The sequence below is a fragment of the Leisingera sp. S132 genome, assembly GCF_025144465.1.
Classification (GTDB): domain Bacteria; phylum Pseudomonadota; class Alphaproteobacteria; order Rhodobacterales; family Rhodobacteraceae; genus Leisingera.
Genome location: NZ_CP083553.1, coordinates 3,004,831 through 3,028,739 on the forward strand (window position 1 = coordinate 3,004,831; position 23,909 = coordinate 3,028,739).

Genomic DNA, 23,909 nt, shown 5'->3' on the forward strand with positions numbered 1-23,909 from the left:
CGGGTCCGGCACCGCCGGGCCCGCGCGGGCGCGGGAGAGCCCCGCCTTTTGTCCGCCCTCAGCGAACGTAATGCATCCCCTGGAAACCAGAACGGAACGCGGCAACCTCAGCAGCAATGCCGGCCGGATCCTCAGCGCGCAAGGCCCGCGCGATCAGCTCTGCCAGCCTGGGCGCATCCGCCACGCTGACACCGCGGCGCACCAGTTCCGGCGTGCCGATGCGCAGCCCGTTCATGTCTCCCGGCACCTCCGCAACCGGCAGGCCGATGCCGCAGGCCAGGAAGCCCGCCTTGCGCAAGTGTTTGGAGGCTGCCTGGCCTCCGCCAAACTCTGCCGCCTCCAGTGCAAACTGATGCGACTGTGTCATGCCGCGCGCAGAGGCAAAGACCGGCAGCCCCTGCCCTGCCAGTTCTTGCGCCAATGACAGCGACAGATCGGCCATTGCCTTGGCATACCCTGCGCCGTGCTCCACCCAGTCCAACAGGCTCATCGCCAGCGCCGCCGACTTCGCCGCGTCGAAATTCGCGGTCATGCCGGGAAAGGCAATGCCATCCAGCCGCTCGGCGATGTCCGCATCGTTGGTGACGATCAGCCCGCCAGCCGGGCCGCCCAGGCTCTTGTAGGTGCTCATCGTCATCATATGCGCGCCCTGCTCCAGCGGGTTGGCCCAATGGCCGCCGGCAATCATGCCGCACTGGTGGGCGGCGTCGAACAGCACCTTGGCGCCCGCCTCATCCGCGATTGCCCGGATTTCCGGCACCGGATGCGGGAACAGGTTGAGACTACCGCCGATGGTGATCAGCTTGGGCCGCACCTCGCGCGCCAGGTCGCGCAGCGCATCCAGATCGACGGTATAGCCATCGCCGTCCACCGGCGCCGGATGGGTCTGCAGCCCGTATAGGCCCGCACAGCCGCCCGCATGATGGGTCACATGACCGCCCACCGCGGCAGGCGGCGCGATGATGGCATCGCCGGGTTTGGTCAGCGCCATGAAGCCATAGAGGTTGGCCAGCGCGCCCGAACCCACCCGGATTTCCGCGTAGCGCGCGTTGAAGACTTTGGCCGCGACTTCGGCAGCGATCACCTCGATCTCCTCGATGGCCTCCAGCCCCATCTCGTATTTGTCGCCGGGATAACCCAGCGACGGCCGGCTGCCGAGACCGGTGGCCAGCAGCGCCTCTGCCGCCGGGTTCATCACATTTGTGGCCGGGTTCAGGTTGAAGCAGTCGCGATCGTGGATCTGCGTATTGAGATCCGCCAGCGCGGTCAGCCGCGCAGCGGTCTCCGCGCTGGTGGCGGCGGCGGTTTTGGCGGCCACGGTCTGCACGTAGTCTTCGCAGGCGGCGGGCACCCAGGTGCGGCGGGCAAGCTCTGTCATGGTCTGTCTCCTTCGCGCAGCGGCGGGTTTCTCTCTGCCCCTATCAAAGCGCCGATGCCCCCTTGCCCGCAAATCAGTTTTCCAGAAAACTAGGGCTAGAAAAATTGAGGCTCAAACATGGCTGTTTCCCCGCCCCCTGCCCAATCCCTGCCGCTGACCGCCCTGCGCGCGTTTGAGGCTGCCGCGCGGCTGGGCGGCTTCTCCGCCGCCGCGCAGGAGCTGGGGGTGACGCCCGGCGCGGTCTCGGCCCAGATCAAGTCGCTTGAGGACGCGCTGCAAGCGCCACTGTTTGTCCGCCGCCCGAAGCAAGTGACACTGACGGCGCTAGGCGCGCGGGTGCTGCCGGAATTCTCCGCCGCCTTTGACCAATTGAACGCCGCCTCAAGGCACCTGCGCGAGGAAGCCCAGCCCAGCACCGTGCATATCGCCACCCTGCCCGCGATTGCCCAGTTCTGGCTGTCGCCGCGCCTGCCTGCCTTAAGGGCTGCGATGCCGGAGATGGCGGTGTCGGTCACAGCCACCGAGGAGCCTCCGAACCTCAAGCGCACGCCCTACGACCTGTGCCTGTTCTTCGGCGGCCAGGGCGAGGTGATAGACCAGGACGTGATCTTTCCGGTCTGCGCGCCGTCGCTTGCAGCACAGCTGCGCACCCCCGCAGACCTGCAAAATGTCCCCTGCCTGTCAGACGCGGTCTGGGCGCAGGATTGGGAACTGTGGCTGCAAGCCGCCTGCCCGGGCGAGACCCTGCATCTTCGGGGGCCGGAGTACTCGCTCTACTCGCTGGCAGTGGAGGAGGCCGTCAATGGCGCGGGGGTGCTGATCGGCCATCAGGCACTGGTGGCACCCCTGCTGGACAGCGGCAGGCTGATAGCGCCGTTTGCCGAGAGAGCCGGCCTGCCGCGTGAACTCCGGCTGTGGAGCCTGCGCCCCTCCGGCCCGCGCAGCCCCGCCGCGCGGGTGGCCCGCTGGCTGGCGGAAAGCAGGTAGGAATTGCAGGAAAAAGGCGGGTTCAGCCCAGGAAGCCGCCGTCGCTGTCGTCGCCCGCCTCTTCCATCAGCAGGCGCATGTCAGGCACGGTCACATGCCGCTTGCCTTCCAGCTCGATGATACCGTCCCGCTTGAGCGCCGAGATCTGGCGGCTCACGGTTTCCAGAGTCAGGCCCAGGTAATCTGCCATCGCCTCCCGCGTCAGCGGCAGGTCGAACACCATCCTGTTGGTGGCCCCGCCCGGCGTCAGCGTGGCATCACGCCGCGCGATGATAGCCAAGAGGCTGGCGATCTTCTCGCGGGCAGTCTTGCGGCCCAGAACCAGCATCCACTCGCGCGCAGCGTCGAGTTCGTCCAGAGTCATTTCCAGCAGCCGGTGCGCGATATGCGGGGTGCGCTCCATCAGCTCCTCGAACGGCTTTTTGCGGAAGCAGCACATCACCACGTCAGTGGTTGCCGCCACATCGTACGCCGCGCCTTCGCGCCCCGGACGGCCGACAAAATCGCTGGGCAGCAGCAGGCCCACCATCTGGGTGCGCCCGTCCTCCATCGTCTGGGTCAGTGAGGCGATGCCGGAGACCACAGACCCCACAAAGTTCATCACATCGCCGGACCAGATGATCGGCTGTCCGGCCTCGTAGCTGCGGTAGTATTTGATCCCGTCCAGCTCCTCCAGCTCGTCCGCATTGCAGCGCGCGCAAACAGCACGGTGACGGATCGGGCAGTCGCCGCATCTGGAATGGGAAAGGACTGGAGCGTTCATTCGTTGGTCCCGTTTGATCTGGGTCAAGGCTCTGGTTCGCGCGTTCCCATAACGGTAATTGAATGGAACAGAAAGCTCAATTGGCCGAACTGGGTTTGTTTGACGCCAAAGTGCCGCGCTACACCAGTTACCCCACTGCGCCCCACTTTGGGAAAGAAACGGATTCAGGGCAGTTTACTAATTGGGTATCAAGGATCTCCCCCGGCAGCAGCATCTCGCTTTATGTGCATGTGCCGTTCTGCCGCAGATTGTGCTGGTTCTGCGCCTGCCGCACGCAGGGCACCCATTCCGACGCCCCGGTGGAGGCCTATGTTCAGGTTCTGAAGGCTGAGATTGCGCTTTTGAAAGCGCAGCTGCCCGAGGGCATCACCCTGTCGCGCCTGCATTGGGGCGGCGGCACGCCGACCTTGCTGAGTGCGGACCTGATCCGTGACCTGGCCGCCGCCATCACCGAAGCCCTGCCGCTGGCGCCGCGGGCGGAATTCTCGGTCGAGATCGACCCGAATGAAATCGGAGACCGGCGGCTGGATGCTCTGGCCGCCGCAGGCATGAACCGCGCCTCGGTCGGGGTGCAGGATTTCGACCGCACCATCCAGCAGGCGATCGGCCGCATCCAGAGCTTTGAGACCACACGCGCCGCCATCGGGCAGCTGCGCAGCCACGGCATTGGCAGCCTCAACGCAGACATCCTCTATGGCCTGCCGCATCAGACGCCGGCCATCATGACCGAAAGCGTGCAGAAGCTCTTGTCGCTGACGCCGGACCGGGTGGCGGTTTACGGCTATGCCCATGTGCCCTGGATGGCCGGGCGGCAAAGCATGATCCGTTCCGACGCGCTGCCGACGCCAGAGGCGCGGCTGGAACTGTTCGAGACCGCCCGTCAGCTGTTCCTGTGGGACGGCTACCGGGAGATCGGCATCGACCATTTCGCACGGCCCCACGACGGGCTGTCGGTTGCGCAGCGGACTGGACGCCTGCGCCGCAACTTCCAGGGCTACACCGACGATCCGGCTGAGGTGCTGATCGGCATCGGCGCCTCGGCGATCTCGCGCTTCCCGCAGGGCTATGCACAGAACGCGCCGGCCACTTCGGCCTATGTCCGCGCCATCCGCGGCGGCCAGTTCGCCACCGCCCGCGGCCATGCCTTTGGCGGCGAGGACCTGCTCAGGGCGCGGCTGATCGAGGCGCTGATGTGCGATTTCCGCATCTGCCGCGAGGAGATCCTGTCGCGCTTTGCGGTGACCGGGGACGATCTGGACCGCCTGTTTGCAGAGGCCCGCGCCGCTTTCCCCAGCATGCTGGCCGTCACTGCCAAGGGGCTGGAAATCCGCGAGGAAGCCCGCCCGCTGACCAGGATGATCGCCCGCAGCTTTGACACCTACGGCCTGAACCAACCAGGCCACAGCACCGCCATCTGATCCCCTTTGTTCAAAGGCAAGGTTCTCCCGCCCGTCGCCGCCACGCCTATGGCGCAGCGCTCCCGTTGGGCGAGGCTCAGCGCCCAGGGCGCTGAGCCTCGCCCAAGGCCGCCAAGGGGTCCTGGCGCAGCCGGGGCACCTGCGGGCGCGGGAGGGTTCCGGTGCTTTTCAGCGGCCTCTCAATAGGTCAACAATGCTGCCCGAATGTTTCGCGCGCGAAACATTTGGTCAACCGCGCTGCCGCAACTTGTGGGCGTTGCGTGAAGTGCGAACGCATAGATGCTGCAAAGCCTGACGGAAAGTTAACCTGCGAGAGGTCTAACCCGCCGCGGCCAGCAGCCGCCGGGTATAGTCCTGTTTCGGGTTGGCAAACAGCTCCTCCGCCGCGCCGGTCTCCACCACATCGCCCTGGTTCATCACCACCACCTGATGCGACATCGCCCGCACCACGTTGAGGTCGTGAGAGATGAACAGATAGGCCAGCCCATAGCGCGCCTGCAGGTCGCGCAGCAGCTCGACGATTTGCACCTGCACCGTCATGTCCAGCGCGGAGGTCGGCTCATCCAGCACCACCAGTTTCGGGCGCAGCACCATGGCGCGAGCGATGGCGATGCGCTGGCGCTGGCCGCCGGAGAACTCATGCGGGTAGCGGTCCATCGCCGCGGGGTCGAGGCCCACTTCCGTCATCACCTCTGCCACCAGTTCGCGGGTGTCGCGGTGCTGGTCCACCTTGTGGATCGCCAGGCCCTCGGAAATGATCTGGGCGCAGGTCATCCGCGGGCTGAGCGAACCGAACGGGTCCTGGAACACGATCTGCATGTCCTTGCGCAAGGCGCGCAGGTCGCGGGTGGACCATTTGCGCAGGTCCTGGCCCTGGAAGGTGACCGCGCCTTCGGATGCAATCAGCCGCATGATGGCAAGCGCCAGGGTGGTCTTGCCGGAGCCGGACTCCCCTACGATGCCCAGGGTTTCTCCTGCCCGGACCGAGACCGACATCGGGTTCACCGCCTTCACATGGCCGACGGTGCGCTTCAGCAGACCGCGCTGGATCGGGAACCAGACCTTGAGGTCCTTGGCAGAGACCAGCTCCTCGGCATTCTCCGGCACCGGCTGCGGCTGGCCTGAGGGTTCGGCCGCCAGCAGTTTCTGCGTGTAGGGATGCTGCGGGTTGGCAAAGATTTCGGCCGCCGGGCCTTCCTCAACAATCTCGCCGTTTTTCATCACGCAGACCCGGTCGGCGATACGGCGCACGATGCCGAGATCATGGGTGATGAACAACAGCCCCATGCCCTCGCTTTCCTTGAGGTCTGCCAAAAGGTCGAGGATCTGCGCCTGGATGGTCACATCCAGCGCGGTGGTCGGCTCATCGGCGATCAGGATATCGGGTTTGTTGGCCAGCGCCATGGCAATCATCACCCGCTGCCGCTGGCCGCCCGAGAGCTGATGCGGGTAGGAGGTCAGCCGGTTTTCGGCGTCGCGGATTCCGACCTTTTCCAAGAGCTCCAGAATGCGGGCGCGGGCCGGTTTGCCGCTCAGCCCCTGGTGCAGGGCGAGGGATTCCTCCAGCTGCCGTTCGATGGTGTGCAGCGGGTTGAGCGAGGTCATCGGCTCCTGGAAGATGAAGCTGATGTCATTGCCGCGCACCTGCATCAGGCGGCGTTCATCGGCGCCGACCATTTCGGTGCCGTCATAGGTGACGGAGCCTGTCACCGTGGCGCTGTCGCCAAGGAGCGAGACGGTGGACAGCGCCGAGACCGATTTGCCGGAGCCCGACTCGCCCACCAGCGCCACGGTCTCGCCGCGGCCCACAGAGAAGGAGACGCCGCGCACAGCTTCGCTGATCTTGCCGTCCTGGCGGAAGGAGACGCGGAGGTTCTGGACATTCAGGAGGGGATGATCAGTCATAGCGAAGGCACCGTGTAGATGGCATAGAAGGCGTAAACGTAGAAAGCGGCAGCAATATACGACCAAGTCCTCAGCCAGGTGGGTGGTTCAACCCTGAAAGCGAACACGAACGCAGCCGCCGTCAAGGACAGCGTTCCAGGAGCAAACAATAGGAAGAAGAAGTAAGATAACCCCTTAAACCACATCGATCCTGGAGGCCTCGGAGTTGCCAGGATTTCGAACATAGAGAACAGTGCCAGCAGCGCCAAAACAGCATTGCTAATCCAATAAAGCGGAGCAGAACGGATTAGAGAGAACGTCCGCGACGTCACGAAAACGTCTTCCGCGGGTCAAAGGCATCACGCACGCCTTCGAAGATGAAGATCAAGAGCGACAGCATGATGGCAAAGGTGAAGAAGGCGGTGAAGGCAAGCCAGGGTGCCTCAAGGTTCTGTTTGGCCTGCAGCGTCAGCTCCCCCAGCGACGGCGCCGAGGACGGCAGGCCGAAGCCGAGGAAATCCAAGCCCGCCAAGAGGCCGATGGTGCCGGTGATGATGAAGGGCAGCATTGTGAGCGTTGCCACCATTGCGTTGGGCAGCATGTGGCGGAACATGATGGTCAGGTTGCCAACACCCAGCGCCTTGGCGGCGCGGACATATTCCAGGTTGCGGGCGCGCAGGAACTCGGCCCGGACCACGCCGACCAGCGCGGTCCAGCCGAACAGCACCATCAGGAATACCAGCAGCCAGAAACTGCGGCCCAGAATCGCAAACATGATGATGATGACATAAAGCGAGTTCACCGAGCCCCAGACCTCGATCACACGCTGGAACACCAGGTCCGTCAGGCCGCCGAAATAGCCCTGCACCGCGCCGGCCAGAATGCCGATCAGGCTGGCGGCGCCGGTCACCATCAGGGTGAACAGGATCGACAGGCGGAAACCGTAGATCACCCGCGCCAGAACGTCGCGCTTGGTATCATCGGTGCCCAAGAGGTTCAGCCCGCCGGGCGGCAGCGGCGCGGCGCCAGGGCGGTCCACGGTGGTGTTGAAGCTGTAGGGGATCGGCGGCCAGAGGGTCCAACCTTCGTGGAAACCATCTGCCGCATAGGTGCCAGCAGCGATTTCTTCCAGGATGGTCTCCGGCTCGTCAAAGCAGTCCTCCACCCCGCCGGAACGGATCAGGCATTCGACCTCCGGGTCGGAATAGACCGCCTCTGTCTGGAAGTCGCCGCCGAACTGGGTTTCCGGGTAGAAGTTGAACACCGGCGCATAGACCTCGCCGCGGTAGCTCACGAGGATCGGCTTGTCGTTGGCGATGAACTCGGCAAACAGCGACAGGCCGAACAGCACCGCGAAGATCCACAGCGACCAATAGGCGCGGCGGTTGCGGCAGAAGTTGCGCCAGCGGCGCTGGTTCAGGGGGGAGAGCTTCATCAATCAGCCCTCCCGCTTTTCAAAGTCGATGCGCGGGTCCACCACCACATACATCAGGTCGGAGATAATCCCGACCACCAGCCCCATCAGGCCGAAGATATACATGGTGCCGAACATCACCGGGTAATCGCGCGCCACCGCGGCCTCAAACCCGAGGCGGCCGAGGCCGTCGAGCGAGAAGATCGTCTCGATGATCAGAGAGCCAGCGAAGAACACACCGATGAACACCGCCGGGAAGCCCGCAATCACGATCAGCATCGCATTGCGGAACACATGGCCGTAGAGCACGCGGGTCTCGCTGAGGCCCTTGGCGCGGGCGGTCATCACGTATTGCTTCTTGATCTCGTCGAGGAAGGAATTCTTGGTCAGCAAGGTGAGCGTCGCAAAGGCGGCGATGGTGGAGGCGGTGACTGGCAGCGCGATGTGCCAGAAATAGTCCGCGATCTTGCCAAACAGGCTGAGGTTCTCCCAGTTGTCGGAGGTCAGGCCGCGCAGCGGGAAGATCTGCCAGTAGGAACCGCCGGCAAAGAGCACCAGGAGCATGATGGCAAACAGGAAGCCGGGGATTGCGTAGGCCGCAATGATCACGCCGCTGGTCCAGGTGTCAAAGGGCGAGCCGTCGCGCATCGCCTTGCGGATGCCCATCGGGATCGAGATCAGATAGGCAATCAGCGTCGACCACAGGCCAAGCGAGATCGAGACCGGCATCTTCTCCAGCACCAGGTCGGTCACATCGATCTTGCGGAAATAGCTCTCGCCGAAGTCAAAGCGGGCGTAGTTGCCCAGCATGGTCAGAAAGCGTTCCAGCGGCGGCTTGTCGAGGCCGAACTGCTCCTCCAGCTCCTTGATCAGCTCCGGCGGCAGGCCCTGGCGGCCGGCGTAGTTCTCATTCGCGCTGATCGCCTCGGTGCCGGCATCACCGCCGCCGCCTGCAAAACCCTCGAACACATCGCCGCCGCCCTCAAGCTGGGCGATGATCTGCTCGACCGGGCCGCCGGGCACAAACTGCACCAGGGCAAAGTTCACCACCAGGATGCCGAACAGCGTCGGGATCACCAGCAGCAGACGCCGGAAGATATAGGCTGCCATCTCAGGTCCCTTACCGCAGCGCGCCGGCGGCTTTCAGTTCCGCCTCACGCTCTGCATCGATCCACCACAGGTCCAGAAGGCCGGTGTCATAGGGCGGCAGGTTTTCCGGCTGGCGGTACATGTCCCAATAGGCGATCCAGTTCACGTCCAGATACCAGGTCGGCACCACAAACCGCTTGGCCCGCAGCACCCGGTCCAGCGCGCGGGCGTTGGCGCGCAGCTCCTCCTGGGTCTTGGCATCGACGATGTTGCCGATCAGCGCATCCACCGCCGGATCGGCCAGGCCGGCCGGGTTGAAAACCGAATACTCATGCGCCTCGGAGCCGAATTGCTGGTATAGACCGGTCGAGGGTTCCAGCGGCATCGAGTAGGCAGAGGAGATCATATCGAACTCCTTCTCGCGGCGGCGGCTGGTGTACTGGGCATAGTCGACCCGGTTCAGCACCGCATCCACCCCCATGGTGCGCAGGTTGGCGGCATAGGGCTGCACGATGCGTTCGATGGTCGGGCTGTCGGCCAGGAATTCGACCTTCAGCGGCTTGCCTTGCGCGTTGCGGCGCATGCCGTCGTCACCCACGGTCCAGCCGGCCTCATCCAGCAGTGTCATCGCCCGGCGCAGGTTTTTGCGGTCGCCGGGGCGCGACGCCTTGGAGGCATGGGCCATCACCGGCTCAGAGGTCAGGATGGACGGGTCGATCTGGTCGCTCAGCGCCTCCAGCACCTCCTTTTCGCGCCCTTCGGGCAGGCCTTGGGCCGCCAGCGGAGAATCCTGCCAGAAGGAGGAGCGGTGGCGGAACAGCCCGTATTGCAGGCTTTCGTTGGTCCATTCGAAATTGAAGGCCAGCTGCATCGCCTCGCGCACGCGGATGTCCTGGAACTTGGGTTTCAGCAGGTTCATCACAAAGCCGCTGGCGGGCGGCACATTGCCGTCGGGGAACTCGCCCTTGATCACATGGCCCAATTCGACGGCGGAAAATTCATAATTGGTGGCCCAGTTCTTGGAATTGTTTTCGGGGCGCAGAGTGTAGACGCCGGCCTTGAAACCCTCCATCGCGGCCACGTCATCGCCGAAATACTCGACGCGGATACGGTCATAGTTATGGCGGCCCGCGTTTACATTCAGGTCCTTGCCCCAGTAGTCCGGGTTGCGCTTATAGACGATGCGCTGGTTCACATCGGCGCTTTCCAGCACATATGGCCCGGATCCGATGCCCGGATCCAGGCGCGGCTCGTCAATGCGGCGGTTTTCCGGATCCGCCTCGAACCAAGCCTTGGAAAACACCGAGGTGCCGCCGACCTGGGTGATCATTGCGCGGCGCGGGAAATCCGGGGAGAAGTAGAATTTCACCCGGTGCGGTCCCAGCGCCTCTGCCTTGGGAATGCGTTTGCGCACCGCTTCGGCGTAGGATTTCAGCCCCTGCTCCAGCAGGATGTTGTGGGAGAACACCACGTCATCCGCGGTGACCGGGCTGCCGTCGGAAAACTTCGCCTCCGGGCGCAAGTTGAAGATCACCCAGTCCTGGCTTTCGGGGTATTCCAGGCTCTCGGCAATCAGGCCGTAATAGGAGCCGGGCTCGTCATAGGAGTCCACCAGCAGGCTTTCGAACTGGGCCGAGGACAGCGCCCCAGCCCGGCCCTTGCGGGTGTAGGGGTTCATACTGTCGAAGGTGCCGACGGCAGAGATCGACAATTCGCCGCCCTTGGGCGCCTCAGGATTCACGTAGTCGAAGTGGTCAAAGCCTTGCGGGTATTTGAGTTCCCCGAATTCAGCAAAGCCATGCGCCTTGATGATGGCCTCTTCCGCCCGCGCCAGCGTGGCGGCGGCCAGTGCCAGGATCAAGCCGAACGCAAGCGCGGCGGCGGCCTGCAGCGGGTTCACTGTGTCCTTTGCGCGCACGCGCGCTGCAGCTTTGGCGGTGTTCATCTGCCATGACCTCCTGTGCCCGGAACTCTGGCCCGGGTTTTCGCTCCCAAGCTAATGTCCGGGGGCGGTAACATTCAAGTTGAGATTGGGTGATATCTCCGGCTGTCTTGGCACAAAGCAGCCGAAAACCATGCCTTTTCAAGGCGGCGCTTGCCCGCAATATCATTGCCTGCCAGCCTCATATCACGATTACGTTATGAAACGAGGGAGTTTGCGATGCTGAAGTCAATGAGATTTGCCGCCCTTGCGGTTGCCGGGGCCGCCGCGCTCAGCGCCTGCGCCCAGCAGGAAGAGGAAGTGGTCTACACCAGCCCGGAAGAGGCATACTGCGTGCAGACCGGCGGCACCTATGTGCTGCGCAGCGGCAAAGCGGGCACCATCGGCGTCTGCATCCTGCCCGACGGCACGGAACGCGATGCGCTCGCCTATTACCGCGAGAACAACCCGGCCTGATCCGGCCGCTCATGGAACACCGCTCACGCGAACATCAAAAAAGCCGCTGCATTTTGCAGCGGCTTTTTCGTTTGGATAGCTGGGACAGCGGTCCGGCTTAGCCGTCCAGGCTGTCCAGATAGGCAATGAGGTTCACCCGGTCGGTCTGCTTTTTCAGGCCGGAGAACGACATGGTGGTGCCGGAGGCATAGGCCGACGGCTTGGCCAGGAAGGCGTCCAGCTCTTCCGGGGTCCAGGCCTTGCCGGCCAGGCCGGTCAGCGCGCCGGAGTAGCCGAAGCCCGCAGCGGAAGCGATGTCGCGGCCAACCACACCGTACAGATACGGGCCGGTTGCGTTGGCGCCGTCTTCCAGCTTGTGGCAGGCGGAGCATTTCTTGAATACCTTGGCGCCTTTGGCGGCGTCGGCGGAGGCCATCAGCTCTTCAAAGCTGACTTGCGGCTCGTCGCTGCCGGCGTCTTCGGCCGCGGCGACTTCGATCACATAGGACGCCTCACCGTGGCTGTCCATGTGATACAGTACTTCTGCGCCCCATTTGCCCAGAAGGAATACCAGGAACGCGCCGCAGAGGCCTGCGGTCGCTTTGGTGAGGGTCATCGTGTCAAACATGATCGCGAGTCCATTTAGCTGTCTGCAGGGGTGTCTAAGGCTTCCCCTCCCAAGTGGCAAGGTATAGACAGCGCGACGAAACGCCCAATTCTTGAAGTTTTGCACGGGGAACACACCCATGAGCCGCAAAATCGCCATTCAGGGGGAGCTTGGCTCCTACAGCCACGAGGCCTGCCGCATTGCCCGCCCCGGCATGGAGGTGCTGCCCTGCCGCACCTTTGAGGAGATTCTGGAGGCGGTGCGCAGCGGCGAGGCCGAGCAGGCGATGCTGCCAGTGGAGAACTCCACCTATGGCCGTGTGGCCGACAGCCACCGGCTGCTGCCGCACAGCGGGCTGCATATCATCGACGAAGCCTTTGTGCGGGTGCATATCAACCTGCTGGCGGTGCCGGGGGCGAAACTGGAGGATATCCGCGAGGCCCATTCGCATCTGGTGCTCTTGCCGCAATGCGGGACCTTCCTGCGCGAGCACGGTATCCGCGGCCGCGTCAGCCCCGACAACGCCCGCGCCGCCCGGGACGTGGCCGAAGCCGGCGACATCCACTCCGCCGCGCTGGCCAGCGAACTGGCAGGCGAGATCTACGGGCTGGACGTGCTGGCCCGCCATATCGAGGATAACGGCGACAACACCACCCGTTTCCTGATCATGGCCAAGGACATCGATTACACCCGCCGCGGCGCCCACAACATGATCACCAGCTTCGTCTTTCAGGTGCGCAACATCCCGGCGGCGCTTTACAAGGCGATGGGCGGCTTTGCCACCAATGGCATCAACATGACCAAACTGGAAAGCTACATGGTGGACGGATCGTTCACCGCAACCCAGTTCTATGCCGACATCGAGGGCCACCCCGATGATGCCAATGTGCAGCTGGCAATGGATGAGCTGAGCTATTTCACCACCAATGTGGAAATTCTCGGCGTCTATCCGGCAGACAACGGCCGGTTCTGAGGCCAGCCGGAATTCGGCACGAATTCCGGCCAGGAAAAATCGTTTTTTCCTGGCCGTTTTCCTCGCAGGAAAACGGCGTCTTGATCACAAAACGGGGGAGGTAAGTGAGAGGCTGGACATCGACCCAAGCGGGGCTCGTTGTGGCTGCTTCCTTCCGGACCTGACCAGGTTGGCGAGGCGCCTGCCCGCGCCAACCTCTCGAATCCCGATATAAGGACCGCTGCCGGGAATGGCAAGGGCGGCTGAGGCTACCGCTTCGGGGGGCTTAAAGCTGCAGCTCCAGTTCCCAGAAACCCGCACTGTCAAAGCCGCGCGGCGTGGCTAAGCCGGCGGGCAGTTCCTGCAAGTGCTCTGCTGCGCCGGGCCCGGTCACCGCCACTGCGCTGGTGCCCGGCACCGGCGCCAGCTGCCAGGGATAGGGCGCCTCTGCAAGCGGCTCCGGCGGCAGCCGTCCGGCGATGTAGTCGCGGATCCCCTGGCGGATACGCAAGGGCGGCAGCGGCAGCTCGCGGGCCTCCTCCAGCATCCGGAACCGGCCGCCGCCGCTGACCCGGTAGCTGTTGACCGCGACCGCAAAACGCTGGCCGGGATCCACAGGGCGGCCCTGCCAGCGCAGCTCCTTGACCCGCTGCGCCGCCGGGCTGAGCAGGTCTCCGGATGCGGAAAACCGCGGCGGCTGGGTGACATCAATCTGATAGCTGAGCCCGAAGATCACATCGAAATTATGCCCCGCCCGCTGCGGATCGCTCAGCCGCCGGCCGGAGCTGCCCGGCTCAATCCGGTTGAACAGCCCGGCTGACATCTCCAGCCAGTCCTGCAGCTGCGCGCCGGTGACCTGAACCACCCGCAGCTCATTCGGAAAGACCTGCAGATCGGCAATGTTTCTGGCGCAAAGATCGCCGGCCGCTATATCGGTATAGGATTGCGGCCCGGAGCGGCCGCCGAATTTTCCCGGTGCCGCGGCCGACAGCAGCGGCAGGTCTTCGCCGGCAGAGCCGCGCAGCAGCACCCGCGCCGCAGCCGCCTGGGCGCTGGCTGTCAGGGCAAGGCCGCGGTCCGGTGCAAAGAACGTGAAGTAGGAATGCATCGCCACCGGACTGCTGCCGGCCGGCTCCTGCATCCTCTTCAGCGTGCGGGAATGATCCTCTGCCAGCGCCTGCACAAGGACAGGATCCTCTTTTGCCAGCGGCGTTGCGGTGCCGGCTGCGCCCGGCTGAGAGACCGGCCTCAAACTGGCAGAGCCGCCAGCCATCTGCCAGCCGCCGGGGGCATGCTCCAGCGCCAGCCGGATCACCCCGAGGTGCGAGCCATGCGCCCCCGGCATCACCACTGGTTTGCTGAAGGGATGATCCGGGTGCGGCAACGTCAGATGGGTGTGGCCGCCAACCAGGGCGTCGATGCCCGGCAGCGCAGCCAGTGCGTCCAGCGCGTTTTCGCTGCGGTCGCCGCCCGCAGGCGCCAGGCCGGTGTGCGCCAGCGCCAGCACCAGATCGCAGCCCTGCGCTTTCAGCTGCCCGGCCTGCTCCGCGGCGGCCTCCACGATGCCAGCGGCCTGCAGCTGCCCCTGCAGTGCCTGCCGGCACCAGGACAGCGTCTGCGGCGGCAGCACCGACAGCAGCCCGATCCGGACCGGCGGCAGACCCGGGCAGCCCGGCACCTGCCGCTCCAGCACCGCCGAGGGGGCAAACGGCAGCGGAAGGCCGGGCTGCGCCGCCCTCAGGTTGGAGCACAGCACCGGGCAGGGCATGTCCGCGGTCACCGCAGCCAGCGCGTCCAGCCCGATGTCGAAGTCGTGGTTGCCGAGACCCGCCGCATCATACTGCAGCACCTGAAACGCCCGGACCAGCGGATGCGGCCCCGCCGCCTGCGGCAGGACATCGCCCAGCGGCGCCCCCTGGAACCCATCGCCGTTGTCGACCAGGATACTGGCCGCGCCCCTGGCCGCAGCCTGCGCGCGCGCCTCAGCGATCAGGGTGGCGACCCGCGACAGACCAATGGCGGGATCCGGACGGTTTGCATAGTAATCATGGCTCAGCAGGTTGCAGTGCAGGTCCGTGGTGGCCAGCACATGCAATTCCCCGGCACTGCGGGCCCTGGAGGCCTCCGCCCCGACTGTCATGTCCGAAATACTGCTGACACCGCCTGCCCGCTGCTCCTTTTGCACCATTCGGCGCCATTTTTGTTTCGCGCTATTTGAATCAGCGTTTTCACGATTTGCAAAGGTTCCTTTGCTGCGCGCGTTAACTTTTTCATGCCCGTCTTGCGCTGGCGCCCTGCAGCGCCCTGCCCTGCTGCAAAATGACCATGCGTCAACCCCGCCGGGTGTGGCCGCATGGCGACAGGCAAGCGCGGATCGCGCCCGAATGCTGGCAACAGCTGCGGCACACTGTCATGGATTGCCGCATTTCCCCGTTGAGCGCGGCCCGAAACCCGCCAGTCATAGGAGAATTGCCATGAAACGCGCGGAACAGGTGACTTTTGGCGGTGGCGGCGGGCTGGAGCGCGCCGCGCATTTGCGCAGCGACGCGGCGGCGCTGGAGACCGCCTGGAACAGCCCTGAGGCGCAGGTCCTGCTGATGTGGCGGGGCAAGCCGCTGACCCGGCGCGGCGCGGAAGGTGATCTGCCCTGCGGCCTGGCCTGGACCGCTCCGGCGCATCCGCTGGCTGCCGCGCGCAAGCCGGACGCGCTGTTTCTGGGGCTGGCACCCGGCGGCGTGCCCTGCTTTGCCTGCGACATCAGTGACTGGCAGCCCCGGGATCTGGACCAGAACGCGCTGAACAGCTTTGCCGATGCCAGCGAGCAGCAGCATCCTGAACTGCCGGACACCCATGTCTTTGCGGAGCTGCGCCGGATCATGACCCGCCTCACCCCGCTGGAAGCGGAACTGGCCGCCGCCGCCAAAGCGCTGCTGGCCTGGCATCGCAGCCACCGGTTCTGCGCCTGCTGCGGCAGCCCGAGCGATCTGGCACAGGCCGGGTGGCAGCGGGTGTGCCCGGCCTGCAAGGCTCCGCATTTCCCGCGCACCGACCCGGTGGTGATCATGCTGATCACTCATGGCGACAGCGTCCTGATGGGCCGCTCCCCCGGCTGGCCCGAAGGAATGTATTCGCTGCTCGCGGGGTTTGTCGAACCGGGCGAGACGCTGGAAGCCGCCGTGCGCCGCGAAGTGCTGGAGGAGACCGGCGTGCAGGTCGGTGCCGTCAGCTATCTGTCCAGCCAGCCCTGGGCCTTCCCGATGTCGCTGATGTTCGGCTGCGCCGGCGAGGCGCTGAGCCGGGAGATCACCATCGATCCCGAAGAAATCGAGGATGCGCTGTGGATCAGCCGCCAGGAGATGATGACGGTTCACGCAGGCGAACACCCGGTTCTGAAGCCTGCACGCAAAGGAGCAATCGCGCAGTTTTTGATCAAGAACTGGCTTGCGGACACGCTGGACTAAAGCGCATATTTGCCGGAAACGGCGCAGACCCCAAGCCGCAAACGAGGCAGGCGAACATGGAATTTCACAGCAAAGAAGACATCGATGCCCCGATTGCCGAGGTGTTCGGTGCGATCTCGGATTTCGCCATGCTGGAGCGGTCCGCCCTGCGGCGCGGCATTGAGCTGCAGCGCAGCGGCGATCTGGCCCGCCCGGAAGACGGCCTGGCCTGGGACCTTGCCTTCCGCTTCCGCGGCAAGCCGCGCGAGATCAAGCTGACGATGGCCTCCTATGCGCCGCCGTCCGGCATGGTGCTGGAGGGCAGCGGCAGCGGCGTTGACGGGCGGACGGAGGTTGAACTGCTGGCGCTGTCGCCGCAACGGACCCGGATGTCGGTGCGGCTCAAACTGTCGCCGACCTCGCTGACCGGCCGGCTGCTGGTGCAATCGCTGAAACTGGCACGCAGCAATCTGAACCGCCGGTTCAAGCTGCGGCTGGCAGACTACGCCCGCATCACCGAAGAGCGCCTGAGCCGGTCCGCCTGAACCAGGAAGCGTGAGCCGGCCTTCCGGACAGCCCCCCGCGCAAGCTCTAGAACTGCGGCACCAGCCGCGGCCATAGCGCCGCATTGGCGCGGGCAAAGGCGCCGAGGTGGCCGATCTTCTGCACGCCGGCGTCCTGCGGATCCAGCACAATCCGGCGCTGCGGCACATCCCCATAGACATCGCCCAGCCGCCAGACCGCAGGCGGCGGCACCACGTCGTCATCCGCCATCGCAAACAGATCCACCGGGATACCGGTTTCCGCCCAGCGGGGCTGCGGCAGCGTGATGCCGGTTTCCGGCAGGTAGCTGCCCGGCGTGGTGCACCAGCGCCGCCACTGCCAGTAGACACCTGCCGGCAAGTCGGCCCCGAACCCCACCGCGCGCCCGGGCAGGTAGCCCAGGGCACGGACCAGCGGCGGCACATGGCCGAACCAGAAGGCCAGCGCCAGCGCGCGGTAGGGCCAGGGATGATCGTGGTGATGCACCAAGCCGCCCGCGACCACGATCATGCGGGCGACGTCCGTCAGGCCATCCTGCAGGGGCATCAGCATCGCCCCCAGCGAATGGCCAATAACCAGCAGCGGCACGCCCGCATAGTGCCGCTGCATTTCACTGCGGGCGGCTGGCTGATCGGCCAGCGCCCATTCACCCATGGTGGCCTGTGACCGGCGCGGGTGCATGTGCGCCGAGGCTCCAAAGTCCCGGTAATCATAGGTCAAGCAGGCCATCTGCCGCTCCGCCGCCAGCCAGTGTGCGAAATGCCGGTAGTAGCCCTGCGGCACCCCGGTTGCGCCGTTCAGCACCACCGCTGCCCTGGCCGGGGCCGCCGGGTGGTAAAGCCGCCCGGCCAGCTCTGCATCACCGGCGGCAAAGCGCACGTCTTCCACCCGGATATCCGCGGTGTGTCCTGCATGGCTGTCGAGCATGGCACCCTCCTAGACCGATTGGTCTATTCCACCTCTGGACCAATCGGTCTAATGCTGTCAACCTGCCGCCATGACTGACGTGACGACACCCCAGCCCGGCCCGGACAGCCCCGCCCCCACCCGCGAGCGGCTGCTGCGGGCGGCAGCCGGCCTCTTTCGCAACAAGGGCTACAGCGGCACCGGCCTGGCCGAACTGCTGGCCGCGGCAGAGGCTCCCAAGGGCTCGCTCTACCACCATTTCCCGAATGGAAAATCCGACCTCGCGCTGGCTGCGGCAGACTGGGCCTCGGAGCAGATGCTGGCACTGATCGCCGCCGCCTTTACCCCTGCGCCGACCTTTCGAGAGGGCGCCAAGACGGTCTGCTACAAGCTGGCCAAGCTCTTTGACAAACAAGGCAAATGGAGCGGCTGCCCGGTTTCCGCCACCCTGTTCGAAGGACCGGAAAACGAGGCGTTCCACCAGCACGCCGCCAAACTGTTCGAGGGCTGGATACTAGAGACCGCGGCCCATGCGCAGCGCCTGGGCCTGGCTGAGGCAGAGGCCCGTGCCGCGGCCGAGAATTTCTACATCCTGCTGCAAGGCGGCTGGCAGCTGGCCCGGGTGCGGCGCGATTCGGATGTGATCCGGGGGCTGCACCTGCAGATGCACACGCCCGCGCCCGCGGCCATGCAGGCGCAGAAAAACAATTGACGACTCGGGGGGGCAGCCGCTACCGCTTGTGGCGATGGTTCCCGCGCCACAGAATCTTGTGTCCGGGATGAAAAGGGAACACGGTGCGGCCCCGCCCAGCGCAAGGCCAATTCCGCGACTGCCCCCGCAACTGTAAGCGGCGAGCGACCCCGATAGAGCCACTGGCCCGATGGGCCGGGAAGGATCGGGAAAGCTGCGACCCGCAAGTCAGGAGACCTGCCATCGAATGTGAAACTCGAACCCGGGCGGGGTGTCCGGACAGGGTCTGATGGCACCGCGGGGCTCCCGCTTTCTCATCCGGTCTCTTGTCCCCGAACCCCCGCACCACGCGCGGAGGGCGCAAACATGATGTGGACGGACAAGACGCATTTCTATGCGGCAACGGATTGCAAATACCTGGGGCGGCCCTGCCCCGCGGCAGAACGGATGATCGCCAAACTGGCAGAGGCGATGACCAAGGCGAAGCCGATGACCCATGAGGATTTCGAAATCACCGGCACCAGCGTGCTGGACGGCTGCCCGCGCAACTGCCCGGCGCAGTTTGCCGCCAGCCATGACCGGATCCGGCTGTTCTGCGGTGTCGGGGAAGAGGCCCCGCGCGAGGGGCTGGACCGCTTTGCCGATGCAATCCTCAGCCGCGGCGGCACCGGCTTTGCGGCGTCAAGACTGGACGCCCGCCCCTGCGCGCTGATGGAGGCGCTGCCGAAAACCGCGGAGGTGCATCAGGCGGAGCAGATGCTGGCGCTCTAGGCCGGAAACCGGCTCACGGCATCTGGGGAACGGCAGACCGCACCGGGCTGCCGGCCTATTGCGGCCGCAGCCCCGCCGGACGCCCGGCATAGGCCCATTCCAGCTGCGCCTGCGTCTCCACCGCGCAGGGGCGCACGGCCCGCAGCCGGGCCAGCGCCTGCGCCGGGTCCTCGCCGCTTTCGATCATCAGCCGCAGCACCGCCATGCCGGAGCGGCCGCAGCCGCCCTTGCAATGGACCAGCACCCGGCCGCCGCCCTCCAGCGCCATCCTTGCGGAGGCGCTGGCCTTGGGCCATTTCGCCGCCACCTGCCGGGATGGCACGTCAAAGTCCGGCACCGGCAGATGGATCCAGCGGCTGGCCATGCTCTGGATGTCGCAGCCCAGCCGGTGGCTGCCCGCTGCCGCGTGTTCCTCCGCCGTGGTCATGGAGATCACCAGCCCGGGCTTCCAGGCATTGATCCGGCCCATATCGCCCGCATAGTCGCCGCCCTTGCCCGGCAAGGGGCACAGCGCCAGCCTCCCGCCCGCGACGGGCACCTCATGGATGGAGATATTCACGGGCACAGGCATCTCCTGCGCCGCAGTCCCAGAGACTTCGTCAGATCGCATGCCGCCTCCTCGCGTTGCGTTCCAATTCCCACTCCCGCCCAGGGTCTTGCGAGGGATTCTAACCGCCAAACCCGCCAAATCCAAAACCTTTTCTTGGCCGCACGCTGCCTGCCCTTCTGCGGTGGACGAACCGGCTGCGCTTCAATACCCTGCGCGCAACGCGGGACGCCCGCACATCGAATCCGGCACGAGACATCATGAACGACACCCCCAGCGGCACCACCCCCTCCCAGTACCAGGTTCTGGCCCGCAAATACCGGCCCGAGACCTTTGCCGATCTGGTGGGTCAGGACGCCATGGTGCGGACGCTGAAAAACGCCTTTGCCGCCGACCGGATTGCCCAGGCCTTCATCATGACCGGCATCCGCGGCACCGGCAAAACCACCACCGCGCGGATCATCGCCAAGGGCATGAACTGCGTCGGCGAAGACGGCCAGGGCGGCCCCACCACTGAACCATGCGGCAAATGCGAGCATTGCACCGCGATCATGGAAGGCCGCCATGTGGACGTGATGGAGATGGACGCGGCCAGCCGCACCGGTGTGAATGACATCCGCGAGATCATCGACTCGGTGCAGTACCGCGCCGCCTCCGCCCGCTACAAGATCTACATCATCGACGAAGTTCACATGCTGTCGACCAGCGCGTTCAACGCGCTGCTGAAGACGCTGGAGGAGCCGCCCGCGCATGTGAAGTTCATCTTCGCCACCACCGAGATCCGCAAGGTGCCGGTCACCGTGCTGTCGCGCTGCCAGCGGTTTGACCTGCGCCGGATCGAACCGGAGGTGATGATTGCCCTGTTGCGCAAGATCGCCGCCGCTGAAGGTGCTGAGATTGCCGAAGATGCACTGGCGCTCATCACCCGCGCCGCCGAAGGGTCTGCCCGCGATGCGACCTCGCTCTTGGATCAGGCGATTTCCCATGGCGCCGGCGAAACCACCGCCGATCAGGTCCGCGCCATGCTGGGCCTTGCCGACCGCGGCCGGGTGCTGGATCTGATGGACATGATCCTGCGCGGCGATGCGGCGGCGGCGCTGACAGAACTCAGCGGCCAGTATGCCGAGGGCGCCGACCCGCTGGCGGTGCTGCGCGACCTGGCCGAGATCACCCATTGGGTCTCTGTCGTGAAGATCACGCCCGACGCGGCTGAAGACCCCACCGTCAGCCCCGATGAACGCGCCCGCGGCAAGGCGATGGCGGATGCGCTGGCGATGCGCGTCCTGACCCGGATGTGGCAGATGCTTCTGAAAGCGCTGGAGGAAGTGGCCGCTGCGCCTAACGCGATGATGGCCGCGGAGATGGCGGTGATCCGCCTCACCCATGTGGCCGACCTGCCCTCGCCCGAGGAACTGATCCGCAAGCTGCAGGACACGCCCCCGCCGCCGCCCCCCGGTCCAGGCGGCCCCGGCGGCGGCATGCAGATGCAGGGCATGGGCGCCCAGGCGCTTGGCAGCGGTGCACCGCAAGGCGGCCCGGCAGGCGGTGCACCCGGCGGCGCACCTGTGGCCCATGGCGGCGGCGGCACGGTGACGGCACTGGCGCCGCAGGTCAGCTCTGCCCTCGCCCGCTATCCGTCTTTTGAACACGTAGTCGAGCTGATCCGCACCAACCGCGACGTGAAACTTTTGGTCGAGGTGGAAACCGGCGTGCGGCTGGTCTCCTACCAGCCGGGGCGGGTCGAGTTCACCCCCTCCGCCCAGGCGCCGCGCGACCTGGCCGCCCGGCTTGGCTCGGCATTGCAGAACTGGACCGGGGCCCGCTGGGTGGTCTCCATCGCGCCCGACGGCGATGCCGCGACCATTGCCGAGGTCCGCGACGCCGCCGAGAACGCCCTGCGCGAAAAGGCGAATGCGCATCCGCTGGTGCAGGCGGTGCTGGAAAGCTTCCCCAAGGCCAAAATCACCCGCATCCGCACGCCCGAGGAACTGGCCGCCGAAGTTGCCGCCGAGGCCCTGCCCGAGGTGGAGGACGAATGGGATCCCTTCGAGGACGGGTAACCGCCGGCCTGACGGCGCTCTTGTTCGCCTTGCCGGCACCCGCCTTCGCCACAACTTGCTTTGACACAGGCGCACCCGCTGAAAGCACGTGGGATGTGCTTCTGCGGTTGTCGTCCAAACCTGTTGTGCTGGCCCTTTTCGCCCTCGCCGGATTCGCTCTTTACAGCAGAAGGCGCACGCCGTTTGCAATCGCAGGCGCACTTTGGGGCCTTCTGGCCTTCGTCGTTGCCGTGGATAATCATGAGCTTTTCTTTGATGATAAGAAGGCCTTGGGCATAATCGAAGACTGCACAGCCTCCCCCCACTTGTTCATCGGCCTCGCAATTGCGATATGTGCCGGGATGACTTACGGCGCCCTGCGCCCCCGCACTTAGGAGAACACAGATGCTCAAAGGCCTCGGCGGTCTTGGCGACATGGCCAAGATGATGAAATCGGCACAGGAACTGCAGACCAAGATGGCGCAGATGCAGGAAGACCTGCACAACGTCATGGTGACCGGCGAGGCCGGCGCGGGCCTCGTCAAGGCAACCGCCTCTGCCAAGGGCGACCTCAAGGCGCTGGATATCGATCCGTCGATCTTCAACGGCGACGACAAGGAAGTGGTCGAGGACCTGATCCTGGCCGCCATCAAGGACGCCCAGGCCAAGGCGGCGGAAAAGGCGCAGGACGAGATGGCCAAGCTGACCGAAAGCATGGGCCTGCCCAAGGACATCAAGCTGCCGTTCTGAGCGGCACGATATCCCCCATGCAAAAGGCGGCCCGATTGGAGCCGCCTTTTCTTTTGCCCGCCTCAGCCCGTCTCCAGCCGGAACCTCAAAAAGCGCTGCCCCTCATATTGCACCTCCCCGGTCTGTACCGCCCCAAGCCGCATCAGCGGCCGCAGATGCCGCCGTGTCGGCGGCAGCAGGAAGGTGACATAGGGGATACGCGGATCCTGACGGGCAAATTCCAGCGCTTTGCGGGCGATGGCGGGGCCAAGGCCAAAGCAGTCCGGGCGCAGCACCAGCCCGAAATCCCACTCTGCGCCTTCTTTCTGGAACCCGCCCCAGCCGAGGTAATCCTCACCGCGCAAGAAAGCCCAATGGCCCAGCCCGTCGCGCTGCCAGCAGCCCTCCTTGGCGTCCACGAAATCCCTAGCAGCAGCCTCATCCCATGCCCCGGTCAGCAACGGCATATGCTCCGCCATACGCGGGTCTGACATGTGGCGGGCAATTTCCTGCGGCGCAACCTCGGTCAGCCGGCCAAAACGCAACTGGGGAGTAATTCCTGCTTCCCGCGCCATCTCGCACCTCATCCCGAACCCTCCGCATTTTCAGGCAAGGCATACCCCCGGGCGGACGCAAAAACAAACCCCGAACATTTTACCGCGCGACCCTTGCGCTCCGCGGCCCCGGGTGGCCTATATGGCAAGGAACCTTAAGGCCCGCGGCATGATCAAGAACTCCACCACCAACATCGAAGACCTGATTGCCCTGATGGCCAAGCTGCCGGGGCTGGGGCCGCGCTCGGCCCGGCGTGCGGTGCTGCATCTGATCCGCAAGCGGGCACTGCTGCTGACGCCCCTGGCCGAGGTGATGAGCGAGGTGGCCGCAACCGCCCGCGAATGCCTCAACTGCGGCAACGTGGGCACCAGCGAGATTTGCCCGATCTGCACCGACGAGGTGCGCGGCAACGGCGAGCTGTGCGTGGTCGAGGATGTGGCCGACCTCTGGGCGATGGAGCGCTCGGGCGTGTTCAAGGGCCGCTATCATGTGCTCGGCGGCACGCTCTCAGCGCTGGACGCGGTCGGGCCGGAGGATCTGCGCATCCCGCGGCTGATCGACCGGGTCGCAACCGAAGGCATCCGCGAGGTGATCCTGGCGCTGAACGCCACCATCGACGGCCAGACCACGGCGCATTACATCGCCGATCAGCTGCAGGGACAGGTGAAGCTCACCTCCCTGGCGCAGGGCGTGCCGATCGGCGGTGAGCTGGATTACCTCGACGACGGCACCATTTCCGCCGCGATGCAGGCGCGCAAGGAAATCTGACGCCGCGGCCGGGCGCAAAATTCTTCAAAGAATTTTGGCCGGAAAATTCGA

The 23,909-nt window shown here is 65.3% G+C and carries 22 protein-coding genes, 1 other RNA gene and 1 riboswitch; of the genes, 11 read left to right on the plus strand and 12 right to left on the minus strand.

The genetic code is table 11. The features are described from left to right. Positions 1-58: 58 nt before the first annotated feature. A complete protein-coding gene (gene glyA / locus K3725_RS14890; RefSeq protein ID WP_260016081.1) occupies positions 59-1,378 on the minus strand; it encodes a serine hydroxymethyltransferase in 1,320 nt (439 codons plus the stop codon). Between the two features lie 117 nt (positions 1,379-1,495). Between glyA and K3725_RS14895 the strand changes: the two genes are divergently transcribed. After that, on the plus strand, positions 1,496-2,365 hold the full coding sequence (locus K3725_RS14895; protein WP_260016082.1) for a LysR family transcriptional regulator: 870 nt from the start codon (positions 1,496-1,498) through the stop codon (positions 2,363-2,365). Positions 2,366-2,387: 22 nt separating this feature from the next. On the opposite strand, the gene fnrL is transcribed toward K3725_RS14895, so the two are convergent. Then, complete coding sequence (gene fnrL / locus K3725_RS14900; RefSeq protein WP_260016083.1) at positions 2,388-3,128, minus strand: transcriptional regulator FnrL; 741 nt, start codon at positions 3,126-3,128, stop codon at positions 2,388-2,390. Positions 3,129-3,190: 62 nt separating this feature from the next. Between fnrL and hemN the strand changes: the two genes are divergently transcribed. Continuing rightward, on the plus strand, positions 3,191-4,546 hold the full coding sequence (gene hemN, locus K3725_RS14905; protein ID WP_260016084.1) for an oxygen-independent coproporphyrinogen III oxidase: 1,356 nt from the start codon (positions 3,191-3,193) through the stop codon (positions 4,544-4,546). Positions 4,547-4,864: 318 nt separating this feature from the next. On the opposite strand, the gene K3725_RS14910 is transcribed toward hemN, so the two are convergent. The 4 genes from K3725_RS14910 to K3725_RS14925 all read right to left on the minus strand — a co-directional run bounded on the left by K3725_RS14910 (position 4,865) and on the right by K3725_RS14925 (position 10,878). Continuing rightward, positions 4,865-6,451, minus strand: coding sequence for an ABC transporter ATP-binding protein (locus K3725_RS14910; protein WP_260016085.1), 1,587 nt, complete (start codon positions 6,449-6,451; stop codon positions 4,865-4,867). Between the two features lie 307 nt (positions 6,452-6,758). Then, positions 6,759-7,865 carry an ABC transporter permease gene (locus tag K3725_RS14915; RefSeq protein WP_260016086.1) on the minus strand — a complete coding sequence of 369 codons (1,107 nt, stop codon included), beginning with the start codon at positions 7,863-7,865 and terminating at the stop codon, positions 6,759-6,761. 3 nt (positions 7,866-7,868) lie between these two features. Then, positions 7,869-8,954: a microcin C ABC transporter permease YejB gene (locus K3725_RS14920; RefSeq protein ID WP_260016087.1), complete on the minus strand. Its 1,086-nt coding sequence runs from the start codon at positions 8,952-8,954 to the stop codon at positions 7,869-7,871. Between the two features lie 10 nt (positions 8,955-8,964). Next, positions 8,965-10,878, minus strand: a complete 1,914-nt coding sequence (locus tag K3725_RS14925; protein WP_260016088.1) for an extracellular solute-binding protein — start codon at positions 10,876-10,878, stop codon at positions 8,965-8,967. 228 nt (positions 10,879-11,106) lie between these two features. On the opposite strand from K3725_RS14925, the gene K3725_RS14930 reads away from it, so the two are divergent. Further along, on the plus strand, positions 11,107-11,331 hold the full coding sequence (locus K3725_RS14930) for a DUF333 domain-containing protein (RefSeq protein WP_260016089.1): 225 nt from the start codon (positions 11,107-11,109) through the stop codon (positions 11,329-11,331). 97 nt (positions 11,332-11,428) lie between these two features. Here K3725_RS14930 and K3725_RS14935 read toward each other — a convergent pair whose 3' ends face one another. Next, entirely contained in the window at positions 11,429-11,938 is a 510-nt protein-coding gene (locus K3725_RS14935; RefSeq protein ID WP_260016090.1) for a cytochrome c family protein, read from the minus strand. 118 nt (positions 11,939-12,056) lie between these two features. On the opposite strand from K3725_RS14935, the gene K3725_RS14940 reads away from it, so the two are divergent. Further along, positions 12,057-12,890, plus strand: coding sequence for a prephenate dehydratase (locus tag K3725_RS14940; protein ID WP_019298220.1), 834 nt, complete (start codon positions 12,057-12,059; stop codon positions 12,888-12,890). Between the two features lie 102 nt (positions 12,891-12,992). Here the strand turns inward: K3725_RS14940 and ffs are convergent. Next, positions 12,993-13,091, minus strand: an RNA gene (gene ffs / locus K3725_RS14945) — signal recognition particle sRNA small type. Positions 13,092-13,155: 64 nt separating this feature from the next. After that, positions 13,156-15,057 carry a 5'-nucleotidase C-terminal domain-containing protein gene (locus K3725_RS14950; RefSeq protein ID WP_260016091.1) on the minus strand — a complete coding sequence of 634 codons (1,902 nt, stop codon included), beginning with the start codon at positions 15,055-15,057 and terminating at the stop codon, positions 13,156-13,158. Positions 15,058-15,343: 286 nt separating this feature from the next. On the opposite strand from K3725_RS14950, the gene nudC reads away from it, so the two are divergent. Together nudC and K3725_RS14960 are read left to right on the plus strand one after the other, a co-directional pair. After that, positions 15,344-16,330, plus strand: coding sequence for an NAD(+) diphosphatase (nudC, locus tag K3725_RS14955; RefSeq protein ID WP_260016092.1), 987 nt, complete (start codon positions 15,344-15,346; stop codon positions 16,328-16,330). A 56-nt stretch (positions 16,331-16,386) separates the two neighbouring features. Next, the gene (locus tag K3725_RS14960) at positions 16,387-16,854 is read left to right on the plus strand and encodes an SRPBCC family protein (protein WP_260016093.1); all 468 of its coding nucleotides are present in this window, start codon (positions 16,387-16,389) and stop codon (positions 16,852-16,854) included. 46 nt (positions 16,855-16,900) lie between these two features. On the opposite strand, the gene K3725_RS14965 is transcribed toward K3725_RS14960, so the two are convergent. Next, complete coding sequence (locus tag K3725_RS14965) at positions 16,901-17,779, minus strand: serine aminopeptidase domain-containing protein (RefSeq protein ID WP_260016094.1); 879 nt, start codon at positions 17,777-17,779, stop codon at positions 16,901-16,903. A 70-nt stretch (positions 17,780-17,849) separates the two neighbouring features. Between K3725_RS14965 and K3725_RS14970 the strand changes: the two genes are divergently transcribed. Next, positions 17,850-18,470 (plus strand): TetR/AcrR family transcriptional regulator, encoded by a 621-nt coding sequence (locus tag K3725_RS14970; protein ID WP_260016095.1) that lies wholly within the window; start codon positions 17,850-17,852, stop codon positions 18,468-18,470. 18 nt (positions 18,471-18,488) lie between these two features. Next, a riboswitch (cobalamin riboswitch) is annotated at positions 18,489-18,709 on the plus strand. Between the two features lie 106 nt (positions 18,710-18,815). Next, positions 18,816-19,220, plus strand: a complete 405-nt coding sequence (locus K3725_RS14975; RefSeq protein WP_260016096.1) for a hypothetical protein — start codon at positions 18,816-18,818, stop codon at positions 19,218-19,220. Between the two features lie 55 nt (positions 19,221-19,275). Here K3725_RS14975 and K3725_RS14980 read toward each other — a convergent pair whose 3' ends face one another. After that, positions 19,276-19,791 (minus strand): protein-tyrosine phosphatase family protein, encoded by a 516-nt coding sequence (locus K3725_RS14980; RefSeq protein ID WP_409201599.1) that lies wholly within the window; start codon positions 19,789-19,791, stop codon positions 19,276-19,278. A gap of 236 nt (positions 19,792-20,027) precedes the next feature. Between K3725_RS14980 and K3725_RS14985 the strand changes: the two genes are divergently transcribed. Both K3725_RS14985 and K3725_RS14990 read left to right on the plus strand, forming a co-directional pair. Further along, positions 20,028-21,827: a DNA polymerase III subunit gamma/tau gene (locus K3725_RS14985; protein ID WP_260016098.1), complete on the plus strand. Its 1,800-nt coding sequence runs from the start codon at positions 20,028-20,030 to the stop codon at positions 21,825-21,827. A 384-nt stretch (positions 21,828-22,211) separates the two neighbouring features. Beyond that, positions 22,212-22,556 carry a YbaB/EbfC family nucleoid-associated protein gene (locus K3725_RS14990; RefSeq protein WP_019298230.1) on the plus strand — a complete coding sequence of 115 codons (345 nt, stop codon included), beginning with the start codon at positions 22,212-22,214 and terminating at the stop codon, positions 22,554-22,556. A 62-nt stretch (positions 22,557-22,618) separates the two neighbouring features. Here K3725_RS14990 and K3725_RS14995 read toward each other — a convergent pair whose 3' ends face one another. After that, on the minus strand, positions 22,619-23,110 hold the full coding sequence (locus K3725_RS14995) for a GNAT family N-acetyltransferase (protein WP_260016099.1): 492 nt from the start codon (positions 23,108-23,110) through the stop codon (positions 22,619-22,621). Between the two features lie 148 nt (positions 23,111-23,258). On the opposite strand from K3725_RS14995, the gene recR reads away from it, so the two are divergent. Continuing rightward, positions 23,259-23,858, plus strand: coding sequence for a recombination mediator RecR (gene recR / locus K3725_RS15000; protein ID WP_260018621.1), 600 nt, complete (start codon positions 23,259-23,261; stop codon positions 23,856-23,858). Positions 23,859-23,909 lie beyond the last annotated feature (51 nt).

Bases quoted from the DNA above. Each gene is read 5' to 3' on its own strand.
- K3725_RS14965 (WP_260016094.1), bottom strand. From the start codon at position 17,779: ATGCTCGACAGCCATGCAGGACACACCGCGGATATCCGGGTGGAAGAC.
- K3725_RS14995 (WP_260016099.1), bottom strand. From the start codon at position 23,110: ATGGCGCGGGAAGCAGGAATTACTCCCCAGTTGCGTTTTGGCCGGCTG.
- K3725_RS14920 (WP_260016087.1), bottom strand. From the start codon at position 8,954: ATGGCAGCCTATATCTTCCGGCGTCTGCTGCTGGTGATCCCGACGCTG.
- K3725_RS14985 (WP_260016098.1), top strand. From the start codon at position 20,028: ATGAACGACACCCCCAGCGGCACCACCCCCTCCCAGTACCAGGTTCTG.
- glyA (WP_260016081.1), bottom strand. From the start codon at position 1,378: ATGACAGAGCTTGCCCGCCGCACCTGGGTGCCCGCCGCCTGCGAAGAC.
- K3725_RS14930 (WP_260016089.1), top strand. From the start codon at position 11,107: ATGAGATTTGCCGCCCTTGCGGTTGCCGGGGCCGCCGCGCTCAGCGCC.
- K3725_RS14935 (WP_260016090.1), bottom strand. From the start codon at position 11,938: ATGTTTGACACGATGACCCTCACCAAAGCGACCGCAGGCCTCTGCGGC.
- K3725_RS14970 (WP_260016095.1), top strand. From the start codon at position 17,850: ATGACTGACGTGACGACACCCCAGCCCGGCCCGGACAGCCCCGCCCCC.
- nudC (WP_260016092.1), top strand. From the start codon at position 15,344: ATGAAACGCGCGGAACAGGTGACTTTTGGCGGTGGCGGCGGGCTGGAG.
- fnrL (WP_260016083.1), bottom strand. From the start codon at position 3,128: ATGAACGCTCCAGTCCTTTCCCATTCCAGATGCGGCGACTGCCCGATC.
- K3725_RS14910 (WP_260016085.1), bottom strand. From the start codon at position 6,451: ATGACTGATCATCCCCTCCTGAATGTCCAGAACCTCCGCGTCTCCTTC.
- K3725_RS14990 (WP_019298230.1), top strand. From the start codon at position 22,212: ATGCTCAAAGGCCTCGGCGGTCTTGGCGACATGGCCAAGATGATGAAA.
- K3725_RS14975 (WP_260016096.1), top strand. From the start codon at position 18,816: ATGATGTGGACGGACAAGACGCATTTCTATGCGGCAACGGATTGCAAA.
- K3725_RS14980 (WP_409201599.1), bottom strand. From the start codon at position 19,791: ATGCCTGTGCCCGTGAATATCTCCATCCATGAGGTGCCCGTCGCGGGC.
- K3725_RS14895 (WP_260016082.1), top strand. From the start codon at position 1,496: ATGGCTGTTTCCCCGCCCCCTGCCCAATCCCTGCCGCTGACCGCCCTG.
- hemN (WP_260016084.1), top strand. From the start codon at position 3,191: ATGGAACAGAAAGCTCAATTGGCCGAACTGGGTTTGTTTGACGCCAAA.
- K3725_RS14950 (WP_260016091.1), bottom strand. From the start codon at position 15,057: ATGGTGCAAAAGGAGCAGCGGGCAGGCGGTGTCAGCAGTATTTCGGAC.
- K3725_RS14960 (WP_260016093.1), top strand. From the start codon at position 16,387: ATGGAATTTCACAGCAAAGAAGACATCGATGCCCCGATTGCCGAGGTG.
- recR (WP_260018621.1), top strand. From the start codon at position 23,259: ATGATCAAGAACTCCACCACCAACATCGAAGACCTGATTGCCCTGATG.
- K3725_RS14915 (WP_260016086.1), bottom strand. From the start codon at position 7,865: ATGAAGCTCTCCCCCCTGAACCAGCGCCGCTGGCGCAACTTCTGCCGC.
- K3725_RS14940 (WP_019298220.1), top strand. From the start codon at position 12,057: ATGAGCCGCAAAATCGCCATTCAGGGGGAGCTTGGCTCCTACAGCCAC.
- K3725_RS14925 (WP_260016088.1), bottom strand. From the start codon at position 10,878: ATGAACACCGCCAAAGCTGCAGCGCGCGTGCGCGCAAAGGACACAGTG.